Annotated in this window: 9 protein-coding genes; 2 read left to right on the top strand and 7 right to left on the bottom strand. The window is 55.3% G+C overall.

Features of this window, described 5'->3' with window-relative positions; all coding sequences use genetic code 11:
- Window positions 1-33 precede the first annotated feature (33 nt).
- From ACIQV9_RS02160 to ACIQV9_RS02170, 3 genes are all read right to left on the bottom strand, one after another.
- Entirely contained in the window at window positions 34-1,071 is a 1,038-nt protein-coding gene (locus tag ACIQV9_RS02160) for a sugar kinase (RefSeq protein WP_403097535.1), read from the bottom strand.
- On the bottom strand, window positions 1,064-1,846 hold the full coding sequence (locus tag ACIQV9_RS02165; protein ID WP_403097537.1) for a sugar phosphate isomerase/epimerase family protein: 783 nt from the start codon (window positions 1,844-1,846) through the stop codon (window positions 1,064-1,066). The genes ACIQV9_RS02160 and ACIQV9_RS02165 overlap by 8 nt, the downstream gene beginning before the upstream one ends.
- Window positions 1,847-1,999: 153 nt before the next feature.
- Complete coding sequence (locus tag ACIQV9_RS02170) at window positions 2,000-3,028, bottom strand: LacI family DNA-binding transcriptional regulator (RefSeq protein WP_403097540.1); 1,029 nt, start codon at window positions 3,026-3,028, stop codon at window positions 2,000-2,002.
- Between the two features lie 196 nt (window positions 3,029-3,224).
- Between ACIQV9_RS02170 and ACIQV9_RS02175 the strand changes: the two genes are divergently transcribed.
- Both ACIQV9_RS02175 and ACIQV9_RS02180 read left to right on the top strand, forming a co-directional pair.
- The gene (locus tag ACIQV9_RS02175) at window positions 3,225-6,095 is read left to right on the top strand and encodes a hypothetical protein (RefSeq protein ID WP_403097543.1); all 2,871 of its coding nucleotides are present in this window, start codon (window positions 3,225-3,227) and stop codon (window positions 6,093-6,095) included.
- Between the two features lie 242 nt (window positions 6,096-6,337).
- Entirely contained in the window at window positions 6,338-9,103 is a 2,766-nt protein-coding gene (locus ACIQV9_RS02180; protein WP_403097545.1) for an autotransporter outer membrane beta-barrel domain-containing protein, read from the top strand.
- 79 nt (window positions 9,104-9,182) lie between these two features.
- Here the strand turns inward: ACIQV9_RS02180 and ACIQV9_RS02185 are convergent, their stop codons facing one another.
- The 4 genes from ACIQV9_RS02185 to ACIQV9_RS02200 all read right to left on the bottom strand — a co-directional run bounded on the left by ACIQV9_RS02185 (window position 9,183) and on the right by ACIQV9_RS02200 (window position 12,403).
- The gene (locus tag ACIQV9_RS02185; RefSeq protein WP_403097548.1) at window positions 9,183-9,791 is read right to left on the bottom strand and encodes a LysE family translocator; all 609 of its coding nucleotides are present in this window, start codon (window positions 9,789-9,791) and stop codon (window positions 9,183-9,185) included.
- 43 nt (window positions 9,792-9,834) lie between these two features.
- Window positions 9,835-10,680, bottom strand: coding sequence for an AraC family transcriptional regulator (locus ACIQV9_RS02190; RefSeq protein ID WP_403097551.1), 846 nt, complete (start codon window positions 10,678-10,680; stop codon window positions 9,835-9,837).
- A 76-nt stretch (window positions 10,681-10,756) separates the two neighbouring features.
- Window positions 10,757-11,398, bottom strand: coding sequence for a DUF1345 domain-containing protein (locus tag ACIQV9_RS02195; protein ID WP_403097554.1), 642 nt, complete (start codon window positions 11,396-11,398; stop codon window positions 10,757-10,759).
- Window positions 11,399-11,485: 87 nt separating this feature from the next.
- Entirely contained in the window at window positions 11,486-12,403 is a 918-nt protein-coding gene (locus tag ACIQV9_RS02200) for a hypothetical protein (protein WP_403097556.1), read from the bottom strand.
- Window positions 12,404-12,532 lie beyond the last annotated feature (129 nt).

Genomic DNA, 12,532 nt, shown 5'->3' on the forward strand with positions numbered 1-12,532 from the left:
GAGCTTGTTGTTTTTGTCGCAGCAGGTAACGGGTTAGAAATCTTCAGTGACTGTGCGGGCCTCTTCGCGGGCAAGCCTCGCTCCTACAAGAGCGCCGCGGTCCTGTAGGAGCGAGGCTTGCCCGCGAACAGCGGACTCAAACTCGACGGACATTTCAAGTCGGGTCGGCAACCCCTCCATATCCCCCCGACTCTGCACCGCACGGCTACCAATCCAGTTGGCCCGCTGCACGGCATCGGCGAAGCTGTGGTTTTCGAGCAAGGCGCTGATCATGCCGACGGCAAAGCCATCACCGGCGCCGACGGTATCGACCACCGTTGCCACCGGCACACCCGCGACAAACCCCTGATCCAGATGCGTGCGGTAATACGCGCCATGCGGCCCGAGCTTGATTGCCACCGCTTCTGCACCCTGATCGAGATAAAACGCCGCAATGTCCGCCGGGTCGTCAAACCCGGTCAGCAAACGGCCTTCACTCAACCCCGGCAGCACCCAATGGGCGAGGGCGGCGAGGCGGTTGATCTCGCTGATCATCAGTTGCTCGCTGGCCCACAGACTCGGGCGCAGGTTCGGGTCGAAGGACACGCTGCGCCCGGCATTGCGCATGCGGGTCATCAACTCGAAGGACATTTCCCGGGCAGACGCAGACAGCGCCGGAGGAATGCCGGTAGCGTGCAGATGTCGCGCGTTGAGCAACGACGGGGAGATCGACTGCACCGACAAATGACTCGCCGCCGAGCCGCGACGGAAATACTCGACCGCCGGATCGCTGCCATCGTCAGCGCGGGACTTGAGCTGAAACCCGGTCGGATGTGCCGGGTCGATGGCGACATGGCTGCAATCCAGGCCTTCTTTTTCCAGCGTATCGACCACAAACCGGCCCAACGAATCGGCACCGACCCGGCTCAACCACGCCACGTTGAACCCCAGCCGCGACAGGCCGATCGCGACGTTGCTGTCCGCCCCGGCAATGCGCTTGTGGAATTGGCTGACCGCCGCCAGATCACCGTTCTGCTCGGCAACGAACATCGCCATGGTTTCGCCGAACGAGAGGATATCGAACTCAGACATGGGCACTCTCCAGACGGGATTGGCCGAGGCGGGCGAGGGTGGCGACGTGGTCGGTGGTCAACTGCACCAGGTCATCGCCTTGCAGCGGATACTCCGCCGCGCGCATCACGCCTTGTGCCATGTGCCGCAACAGTTGTTCCCACAGATGCACATCGCTGGCAGCCGGCGGGACGGCGACCAGTGTGCCGTCGGCCCGGCGCGCGACGGCTTTGCAATGCACGTAGCCGACATGCCGACCGAGCAACCGAGCGGCATTGACGGCGGACTGGTCCTGCCATTGCCAGTTGCCGATGTCGAAGGTCATTTTGATCGGCAGGCGGTGTTGCTCGACTTCACCGAAGAAACGCTGGAACGGTTCAATACGGCCGCCGTGCAAGGTCTGGTCGTTTTCCACCAGCAGCTGCACCGGGCTTTGCGCGAGGGTTCGGCTCAAGGTTTGCAGATCATTGTTGTCGGTGAAGTATCCCAGGGAAACCTTCAACCACTTCGCACCGAACGTTTCCGCACGCTGAAGGGTGGTGTGCAGTTCAGGACTGGGTTTCGACTGGCCGGCCAACCACAGTTCCATCGGTGAGGAATAGATGCTTTCCAGTCCTTGCGCCTGGGTGGCGTCGGCCAATTGCAGCGGGTTCTCATCGGTCAGCAACTCTTCGCGCCATTCAATGCGCGTGGCACCGGCAGCGGCCAATAGCTCGATAAAACTGCCTTGGCCGCGTCGGCGGACCAGGTCGGCGCCGTAGCTCGACAGGCTGATGGAAACGGGTGGTTTATTCATTGTTTTGCACCTCTGAAACCGGTTTCATTTTTGTTCAAAAAAAAGGGCTGCTTGAGTGATGTGGTGTTTTCAAGGGCTCTTCGCGGGCAAGCCTCGCTCCTACAAGGGCACCGCATCCCCCTGTAGGAGCGAGGCTTGCCCGCGAAGGCGTCCTCAAACTGAAACACGCAACGCCGTCGACCCTCGCACAACCAACCGCGCCGAAAAATCCATCGTCCGCACCGCCCCGTCATCCCCGCGCAACCGCTTGAGCAAACACTCAAACGCACTCGCGCCAATCTCCGCCGTCGGCTGGGCAAGCGCCGTAATCCCGCTGCCCACCAGCGGATACCAATCCAGATCATCCAAAGCAATCAGCCCGACATCCTCGAACAGGTTGCACTGCAACTCACGCAAGGCATGGGTAGCGGCCAACGCCGCAATGCCATTGGCACAGAACAATGCTTTGTGACCCGGACCGGGGGTGTCCAGGAAGGTTTTCAACTGCGCAGTCAGCTCAGCACCGGTTTCGACCACCGCGCCGGCCAGCGTCGGACGTTGCCCGATCTGCGCCTTGAAACTGCTAACCCGCTCGATCCGCGAACTGGTGCCGTCAAACGGTTCAGTCACCATCAGCACATCGCGATAACCGCGTTCCTGCAAATGGGCGAGGGCCATTTCCACGGCGGCCGGGTTGTCCAGACCGACCAGATCGCTCTCAAGCTGCTCGACCTTGCGATCCACCAGCACCATCGGCATTTCCCGATGCAACTCGCGCAACTCATCGCGGTGGTGGCCCAGGGTATTCACGATCAAGCCTTCGATGTTGTACGAGCGCAGCAACGCCAGATGCTGGCGTTCCTGCTCGTCATCGCGATCGGTGTTGCACACCACCAAGCTGTAGCCGTGCTGACGGCAGGCGGTTTCCACCCCGTGCATCACGGCTATCGAATAAGGGTTACGGATATCGGCCACCAGCATGCCGATCAGGCGAGTCCGCCCGCGCTTCAGGCCGCGAGCCATCTGGTTGGGGCGATAGCCGAGTTGGGCAATCGCCTGCTCGATACGCAAGGCAATGGCATCGGAGAGCAGGGCGCGGTCATCGCCGATGAAGCGCGAGACGCTGGCCTTGGAGACGCCGGCGTGTTCGGCGACGTCGAGCATGGTGACTCGGCTGCGCTGGGCGGCGGAGAAATCGTTCATGGCGGCAGCTTTTTGTTGTTGGATTGGCATTTTAGTAGCTATGAAACCGGTTTCAGGAAACACCAATCCCTGCCTCTTCGTCAAGCTGGGTTCATCGCCAACGAACCTGTGCAACGGCTAGCTTTCCGACGAGCGGTTGATTTACCTGTCAGATGTGACAGTAGGCAAGTGCGATGGCTTGGCGCTTAATTCTCCCATGAGCGCCACAAAAGTTACGCGCAGTGTTTCTACCAACAGACAGGTAAAAGAAGCGATGGCGGCGAAGAAGTTATCAGCGTCAGACGCAGGGATATTGGCAGCGCCACTTTCAGTGGAAGGTATCGATGATAGTGATACGGATGGACATGTTCCCCTCGATATCCTGCGCAATGGAACCCGCATTGTCATTCCTTACTGGCCCAGCCCCCTGAACAATGATGAACTTTGGATATCACTATTTCGAAACGAAGTTGAGCAAAGGCTTTACACGGAGTTCTATAGCCCGCCACAACCAGCCTTTTTATATTTCAGACTGACGCCTCAGCATTTGGCAACTGATGGCGTCGTATTTTTATCTTATAAAGTCTGGAAAGGGGCGGGCGGTATCCCTGACCCTTCGCCAGAAAGAAAACTGACGATTAATCACGCGGCGCCTCTGCTCCTGAAAGAACCAACGTTTCCTCATGCCACATTGTGGGGTTATCTGAACAACAAGACGGTTCCTCCATTAATATCCGGAGTAACAGTTGCAATACCTGATTCGGTCAGCTCTGCACTGCCCGGTGATATCGCCAAAGTACATTGGCAAGGCTATTTAAGCTTGAACGGAAGTGGTCCACCCGTTGTTAATACGTATGGCGCTTTTGATAAGAGATTGCAACAGCAGGATATTGATAAGGGATATGAACAAATCATCCCATTTGATCCTCATATTAAACCTCTTCCAGATAACGACTCAGCCCTCGTCCATTGGCAGTTGTTTAGAAGTGGACGACTGGTGGGTGAGTCACAAAAAGGTTTGGTGAAAATAGACAGAGTAACACCCGGCGAAAGTGGCCCTTTTGGCCTGAGTACACAAGGAGAAATGAAGATGGCACTGCAAATGTTACCCCCTAAACCAAGACCGTTTTCCATAGGCGTTAAAGAAAATGGGCCCTTCTCAACGATTGCGATCGATACTCTTGCGGATAATCTTATCGCGAAGAGTGTGCTAGACAGCGGAAGTTTGATCGTCAATCTCGCTCGAACACCTGATGAAGATGAGTTAGATGACCTGGATGTTTTGGTGCGAGTTAAAGGTACCACTTTTGGAGATCCTGTTGGTGTTGTCCCACTCGGTCCAATTGCCGATAGGCCCGCAGGCACTATTCCAATAAGCATTAACGCCATCCATTTTCCCGAACTACCAACCCCCGTTGAACCTACAACATATGAATTGATGCTCAAAGTATATAAAGGCGGCGGCGGTATCGAAGACCCCTCTAATATCGTGGAGGTCGTGATCGACAAGGTTGCCCCTTTCGATATAAAGAATCCTCCACGACAAGTAAGGCCTACGCCGCCCCCTGTCTTTGTAAATAGACCGGCAGATGCACAGGTTACCGTCAACGAGGCGTTTATGATGGTTAACACAAACTTGAATCTTACGGTGAATGTCGGTTATCCGCAGCGTCGCCTTGATGACAAGGTTCGCGTCTGGCTTCGGGCTGGTACTCAGTCGGTTGAGGTCTGGAACGATGTCGTACCCGCTACTGGTGCCATTTCGTTCCTGAGTAGCGTGCTACGTCAGTTTCCGAACGGGCGTGTCAATATCGTTCAACAATATGAAGACCTTCCCGGCAACCAAGGCCTGGAGTCTGCCCCCGTCGCCTTTTTAACGTTGGCCCTTGCGCAACGGCCGTTAGCGAATAAAGCACCGCTGGTGCCACGTACCGATCCGAACTACAGCACACCGCTTTATCTGGATGATGTTGCCGGTGGGATTTCTGCAATCGTGGAAAATGCGTTTCTCCAACACATGGAGACGGGCGACATGATCTTTGTGACTATCGAGGATGCCGACGACGCAACCAACTTCGTTGAACTCCCCGAACAAACATGGGCCGGTGCGAATCTAACGTTCCCTCTTTCATACGCTGATCTTGAAACAGTATTTGCCGACGCCGATGAACCCAAACGCATCATGATAAAACATACGATCACCCGAACCGGGATGACGCCGAATGTTGAGTCGCCAGAAGCGATCTTCACCCTGGCCTTTGACTATGCCGGCCCAACAAATCCAGATCTTCCAGATTTGGTCAATAGGGATATGCAGTTACCCACTGTTACGGGCGCCTCCAGCACAGCAAACAGTTTGTTGCCGGGCGATCGTGATAAGGCTGGTAAATTCAAAGTTGTATTTGGACTCAACGATCCGCCGATTACTCCAGATCAGACGGCTAAATGCTACATCAACAATGTGTTTATTACAGACTATGTCCCATTTACAGATGAAATCGAATTTGAAGTTACTATTTCGGCCGGTATAATTTCTGCTCTTCCCACTCCGGAAGTACAAGCTCACTGGACAATTCAGAAGTCAGGCATCGACAAAAACGTCATGATATCGAGGAACCAGGCGGTGGCTGTGGGCGGCATTCCGATTCCGTTACCACTACCAACTATCAGGATCCGTAATCCGGACAATCGTGATTTCATCGAGTGTTTCGGGATGATCAGCCCAACCAGCGGTTACATACTGGGCTTGCTAATTCCAAAGGACCCACTGTTACCACCGGGCAGGATTATCAAAGCGCATTTCGAGGCCCACAGGAATGCGACGGGTACTGATTTGATTCCCGGTACAATAGACGCTCAAGATTACACCATCAAAGCCGCCGACGTGCCTGATGTAGCGCCAGTGGGTAGCCCGGTAATTTTCAAAGCTGCGCAACCCATTAGAGGTGCAATTGCCTACGGCAAGTATTGGTATACAACGGACATCAATGGTATGCAAAGCTCCGAGCCCGTTATAAAGCGGCTCGATACTATCAGTAATAGTTTTAACTATTGCGACGGTACAGCAACGCCAGCGACTGCTCTTTAGTAAGGTGAATGGCTGAATTAAAGTCGCAAGAGGAACATCGCTATTTCTCTTGCAACTTTTTTAATTAAAGAGAAACAGGTTGGCCATGGTCACGCCCAATTGAGGGCGATTCCTCAAACAACAAGGACTTTTCCTACATCGGACTCTCGCTTTTCTCATTAGGCTGTCGAACGTTTTTTGGCAGAATTTTCAGTGTTGCCAGAGATCAGTTTCAGAATTTGTGCAGGTTTGAGGATTTATCTATGCCGTCGTTTAAGATTTCAAAACACCCATATGCAATTAAAGGATTAATGATAGCGGTCGCATTTGCGTCCTCTCCACAGGCCTACAGTCGGACTCTCCTGCCTGGCGAAAGTGCAGTGGTAACCAACCCATCCGTTCCGGAAGCATGGGCGGTGTCCCAAGGGGGTACACTGACTATTGACAATGCAGAAACACTGGAAATTATTGCAGCTGATGCCACTGTCGTTTCCAACGGCGGCAAGAGCCAAAGGATCAATGCCAGTAATTCTCAACTGACCCTTTCCGGAGCCAATGTTGAAAGCGCAACGGGCAGGGGGGCGATACAACTGATCGACAGCAATGCCACGTTCGACAACAACACGACGATCACCAGTTCGAACAGTTTTGGTCTTCTGTTGGGTCGCAATCAAAACACCCCCGCGTCCTCAAGTGCGACAGTCAAGGGCGGCAGCACAATTACGGGGCTTCCCGGTGGCGCGAATGCCGTGGGTTTCGCAGTTTTGAATGTTGAAAATTCGACCATTCGTGGTACCGGTGCGACCAGTTACGGTGTGCAACTGGGGGGCGCAACACTCTCGGCTACGGGCAGCACCCTTTCCGGGGAGCAGGATGGCCTGCAAATCATTACTGATCTTTCCGGTGTCAACGCCAGCACCGTAACGCTCAATAATACCCGCGTGACGGGAGTAACGGGGTCGGCAATTGTACTGGGTTCTTCCGGTGCCGCCGGTTCGGTCGCAGACATTAATATTCTCGGCGGGACAGAACTGATCGGCGGCAATGCCACGGCGTTGCAGGCGACCAATCGCTCCACAGCCAACGTTATCGTCGATGCCAGTGCGGTGAACGGTAATTTCATCGCCGATACCGACAGCACCATCAAGCTGGCGATGCAAAACGCAGCCTCTGTTACTGGCAATCTTCAAAATGTTACGCGGGTCAGCCTCGATTCCGGCAGTACGTTGAACGGCAATGTAGCGGCTATTGCAGGGACGGCTGCCACGGTTAATCTGAACAGTTCCGCAATCAACGGCAACGTCGACAATGTCGTCAGCCTTGTGCTGAACAACGGTAGCAGCATGACCGGTAACGTACGTACTGATAGCAATGGCAATGTGTTGCTGGACAACCTTTCGGTACTCAACGGCGATGTCGAAAATGCTTCCAGCCTTGCACTGAACAATGGAAGCAGCCTGACCGGTAACGTACTCGCCGCGGCCAATGGCAGCGTGCTGCTGGACAACCGTTCTGTGCTCAACGGTAATGTCGAAAATGTTTCCAGTCTTGCACTGAGCAATGGCAGCAGCCTGACCGGTGACATACTCACCGGGGTCAATGGCAACGTGCTGCTGGACACCGGTTCGGTATTGACCGGCCAGATCAACAACTCGGGCGTTGTGAGCATCAAAAATGCTGCGCAGTGGGTCATGACCGGCGACGGTGCCATACAGAACATGACCGCCAACGGCGGCATTGTGCGCATGGGCACAAACGAGCAATTCCTTCGGTTAAATGTTGCCAACTTCTCCGGTAACGGCACTGTTTTCATGGGCACAGACCTGAGCACCGGAAGTACCGATTTTTTCAATGCCGAGCATGCAGACGGCCACCTTAAATTTGATATTTCCGCAACCGGCGACAACCCGCTGACTGCCGAGGACGTACACATCGGCAATATCGCTGCTGGCAACGCTGACGCCAGCTTGAACAATCGGGAAACAGTGGACGCCGGCACGTTTGTCTACCGCCTGGCGAGGGACGGCGAGGGCTTGTACCTGCGCCCGGACAAGGAAACAGTCAGTACGTCGACCAATACCGCATTGGCATTGGCAGGCAGCGCTCGCAGCATCATGAACGCTGAAATGGCCGTGCTCAGCGAGCAGCTGGGTGAGCGTGACATGAGCGGTAACCAGACGGGGTCGTTACGTGCAACCGATGACGGTTCGGTCAAGAACCTCAGCAACAGCGTCTGGCTGCGCACATATGGCAATCAAAACAACGTCAAGAACGCCTATGGCGGCGGTTACAGTCAAAACCAGACAGGTATCACCGCGGGTGCTGACACAACGGTCGAGTTGGCGGGCCGGTCATGGGTGCTGGGTGGGTTTTTCGGCTCGAGCCATACCCGGATGGATCTCAAGTACGGGTCCAGTGCAACGGTTGAAAGCCTGAACGCCGGTGTCTATGGCAATACGTATGATGCTGAAAGCGGCGTTTTCGTCAACGTCATGGCCAAGGTCAACCAGTTCGATAACAAGGCCAAGGTCACCATGAGCGACGGCACGCGCGCCAAAGGTGATTTCAAGGCATTGGGTGTCAGCGGTTCGGTGGCGGTGGGTAAACATATTCGTTTAGAAAACGGCTACTTTATCGAGCCTCAAGTGCAATTGGCCACAGGTGTCACCCAGAGCGACAAGTATCGACTGGACAATGGCCTGGAAGTCGACAGCGATGCCATGCGTTCGTTTCAAGGCAAGCTTGGCATCAGGGGCGGGGTGCAAATCCCGCTCGAAGGTGGAGGCGAACTGGAGCCGAGTCTGGTCACCGCCGTTACTCATGAGTTCGTGAAGACCAATGAGGTCACGATCAATGACGATGACGCGTTCGATGATGATCGCGGCCGCAGTGCCGTTGAATATGGTGCAGGTCTGAAGTGGACACCTGCTCAAAAAAACTGGCAAGTGTCCGGTCAAGTTGGTGGCAGCAAAGGCACCACAGTCAGCCAGGACTGGAGTGGGAGCTTGAGACTGAGCTACTTCTTCTGATGCAGACGACTACTTTCAGCTGAGTCGACATAACAATGCCCCGAACGTTTCGGGGCATTTTTTTAGCTGAAGCCTCGCGTCACATCAGCGTAAGCCAAGCAGAAACCAATAGCAGCAACGCCATTGTTTGATTGAAACGCTGGATGGCGTTCACCGAGCCAAGCCATCGGTTTGCTCCCGTTCCAAGAACGGCCCATACAGTCAGGCATGGCAGTGAGACCAGAAAAAATGCCAGCGACAGGCCGATAATCTGAAGTTGACGATCATCGCCGACCCCGGCGAACACACCAACCACGGCAAACGCCATCATCCAGGTTTTTGGATTGACCAGCTGCAAACTCGCGGCTGCCCACAATCCAAACTCGCGTCTTTGTCCACCTTCCACGGTGAATGTCGAGAGCGGCGCATGGTAAATCTGCCATGCCAGGAAGCTCAGCCAGGCGATCCCGGCCCATTTCATCAGCGATTGCACCCCTGGCAATCCGGAGAGCGACTCACCCACACCGCTCCCCACCAGCAACACAATCAGCGCCGCACTGGCACAGGCTCCGAAAATGATCGGCAGCGCTGCCTTGAAGCCAAAGCGGGCGCTGTTGCTCAGCACTAGAATGTTGGTTGGCCCCGGCGTGATGGATGCGACAAAAGCGAATAGCAAGAACGGCAGTAACGTTGGAAAGGTGGACAACATGGCAGTGGACTCCCTGGATAATTCAGGGGCCATCGTCACAAAGTCAACTTCCCGCGTCTGGAAGATTTGAGCAGCGTTTGCGGTACATTGCCGGTGTCAGGCCATAGGCGCGTACGAACCAGCGCCCCAGATGGCTTTGATCGGCAAAACCGAGTTCCATGGCGACTGCGGCGGGTTGCATGCCGCTGGCCAGCATTCGCCGCGCCTTCGACAACCGCAGTTGCACCAGATAGGCGTGCGGCGCCAAGCCATACGCAGCCTTGAACGCCCGGGTCAGGCGAAAGCGGTCGACGCCGGTAGCGGCGGCCAATTGATCGAGGCCGATGTCGTACTGGGCATTGGCGTGCAGATACTCCCGGGCTTTCTGCGCTACCAACGGCAAGCGTGGGTCTTCGTCGTAGCGGGTGCGCCAGTGCAAATGGCTGGTCAGGCGTTCGAGCAAGCCGTCGAGGGCGGTCTGGCGGACGATTTTCAGTTCTCCGCCATGCAGGGTTTGAAATGCGAGGCTGGTGGCGTCGGCCAGCCGTGTATCGCTGGCCAACGTATTGGCGAAACTCAATTGACTGTTGTCGGGGGCGTTTTCGAAGACTGCACTTAGTTCACGTTTCAGCCACTGCGGATCGAGGTACAGCATGCGGTAGGTGAAACCGTCTTCGGTCGGCGCATCGCCGTCGTGGATGTCGCCCGGTTCGAGCAGAAACACCTTGCCTGGCGTGCTTTGGTGTTTTGTTCGGCGGCAATTGAACTGCTGAACGCCTTGTTCGGTCACGCCCACCAGATAACTGTCATGCCAGTGCGGATCGTAGGCATGGCCTTCGAAATGCGCGCGCAGGGTCTCGATGCCGGTGTCGGCGTCCTGGGTCAGGTCGATCCAGTTGTGAGTGGTCATGCTGCACCTGAGAGACGGATTGCCGACTATTTAAATGCGCTCACCGGGTTTGGTGGCTAGAACGTTTGTGCAGCGACTAGCCGAACAATCCCGCTGCAATGTTGATCGAAAAACCGAGAATCGCCGTGTTGAACAAAAAACCGATCAGTGATTGTGCCAGCACAATCTTGCGCATACTCCGTGTCGCCACGCCCACATCCGAAGTCTGCACCGCCACGCCGATGGTGAAAGAAAAATACAGAAAGTCCCAATAGTTGGGCGTTTCCAGTCCTTCAGCAAAACGCAACGCCAGGTCTTTGCCGTCCCAGGTGTAGAACAGACGAGCGTAATGCACGCTGAAAATCACCCCGATCAGCAGCCACGAACCGATGACCGTCAGCGCGGTGAAGCCGTAATGCAGCAGCTTGCGACTGGTTTCCAGGTCCTTGCTGCCGGCCAGTTCAAAGGTGATGGTGGCGAGGCTGGCCAACGCGGCGATGCACACCACGAACAACACCAGCCCGGCGTTTTCGTCTTCGATCTCGGCGATGCGTTTCACGTCCGGCGCCTTGGCGCGGGCGGCGAGCCAGAACATCAGGATGAGGTAAGTCCAGACCCCGACATTCCAGCCAATGAGGATTTTGCTGATGATCGAATCGACCGGAGCCAGAATGCCTGCCGCGACGCCAAGGGTGGCGGCGGCGGACAGGCGAGGGTGGGTGCGGGCGAGGAAGGGCATGACGGCTCACGGTCAGGGGCTTTGCAGCACCATAGCCCTGCCGTGAGTGATGCAGCAAGTGGGGGCTTTTGCCTTTTATCAAAATGCTCAGGACGGGCGCTTTGTGCCGTCGAAATGGAACACGCCTTTTTGCACATGGATGGTTTTTGACCCGTCGGAGAGTTCGGCTTCGAAATCGATGGAACCCGCCAACACACCCAAGGATGAACCCTTAGGTGGGACGGAGTCGAGCTGGAGCGTCCCGTCGATGGAGAGGTGACTCCGTATCCCGGAGGAATCAAAAACGATGTACATCGCCCGAACTTCATTGCTGTTCCGAGTGAGGGTGTACACCTTGTTGGTCTCTAGCGTAGTGGCGACGAACAGGGAGATGACGGCATTCGGGGTGCCGGGTTGTTTGGACCAGCCCAACCAATGCGCAACTGGAAAATTGGTGTCGTTACCAGGTTTCGCGGTCAGGTCAAATTCGATAGCACTGTAATTTTTCGCGATGTTGCCGTCTTGAATCTCGGCGGTGAAGCTCCCGGACGCTTTGTGGTCCATGGGTCTGGTGAGGCTTGGATCAAAGCCTTTAAGGTCGAACCTCCCTTCGGTCACAGTTACGAATTGTTCCTCTGTTTCAAACTCGAAGGTAGCGGTGGCATGTTCGGTGTTTTCGTCGATGGTGAAAGTCAAACGCCCCGACGTGGCTGTGAACGCCTTGGCGCCTGGTCCATTGCGCTCCCAAAAGGTAGCGTTGGCTGTACTGGGGTTATTGACGTCCTTATCAATCATGTAAACCTTGTCCGTTACACTTCCCTCGTTCGGAATCCTGAAGAAGAGATCGTAAAACTGGCGTTCGCCTGCCTCGACATTATGGGTGGCCATTGCATACAAACGACCTTCACCCGGGTCTTTGTATAACTTCATTTTTTCTTCGTCGCCCACAAAGTTTTCTCGCCCGCTAATAACTGCAGTGCACGTTCCGATAGTGGCGCTTGGTGTACGACTGATTGGTTTTTTCATCTGGGCATTCCTTCGCTGAGGGTTCATCTCGTGCTCAACGACGTTGTCGAGCGTTGAACCCAGCGTAAAGAGGAATGCAGCCCCCGTGAACTGTCAGATCTGACAGTTCACGGAGGCTTCTTGGCTTAA

Source organism: Pseudomonas sp. NPDC099000 (genome assembly GCF_044759925.1).
In the GTDB taxonomy this organism is placed as follows: domain Bacteria; phylum Pseudomonadota; class Gammaproteobacteria; order Pseudomonadales; family Pseudomonadaceae; genus Aquipseudomonas.

Bases quoted from the DNA above. Each gene is read 5' to 3' on its own strand.
- ACIQV9_RS02170 (WP_403097540.1), bottom strand. From the start codon at position 3,028: ATGAACGATTTCTCCGCCGCCCAGCGCAGCCGAGTCACCATGCTCGAC.
- ACIQV9_RS02190 (WP_403097551.1), bottom strand. From the start codon at position 10,680: ATGACCACTCACAACTGGATCGACCTGACCCAGGACGCCGACACCGGC.
- ACIQV9_RS02160 (WP_403097535.1), bottom strand. From the start codon at position 1,071: ATGTCTGAGTTCGATATCCTCTCGTTCGGCGAAACCATGGCGATGTTC.
- ACIQV9_RS02165 (WP_403097537.1), bottom strand. From the start codon at position 1,846: ATGAATAAACCACCCGTTTCCATCAGCCTGTCGAGCTACGGCGCCGAC.
- ACIQV9_RS02200 (WP_403097556.1), bottom strand. From the start codon at position 12,403: ATGAAAAAACCAATCAGTCGTACACCAAGCGCCACTATCGGAACGTGC.
- ACIQV9_RS02195 (WP_403097554.1), bottom strand. From the start codon at position 11,398: ATGCCCTTCCTCGCCCGCACCCACCCTCGCCTGTCCGCCGCCGCCACC.
- ACIQV9_RS02185 (WP_403097548.1), bottom strand. From the start codon at position 9,791: ATGTTGTCCACCTTTCCAACGTTACTGCCGTTCTTGCTATTCGCTTTT.
- ACIQV9_RS02175 (WP_403097543.1), top strand. From the start codon at position 3,225: ATGAGCGCCACAAAAGTTACGCGCAGTGTTTCTACCAACAGACAGGTA.
- ACIQV9_RS02180 (WP_403097545.1), top strand. From the start codon at position 6,338: ATGCCGTCGTTTAAGATTTCAAAACACCCATATGCAATTAAAGGATTA.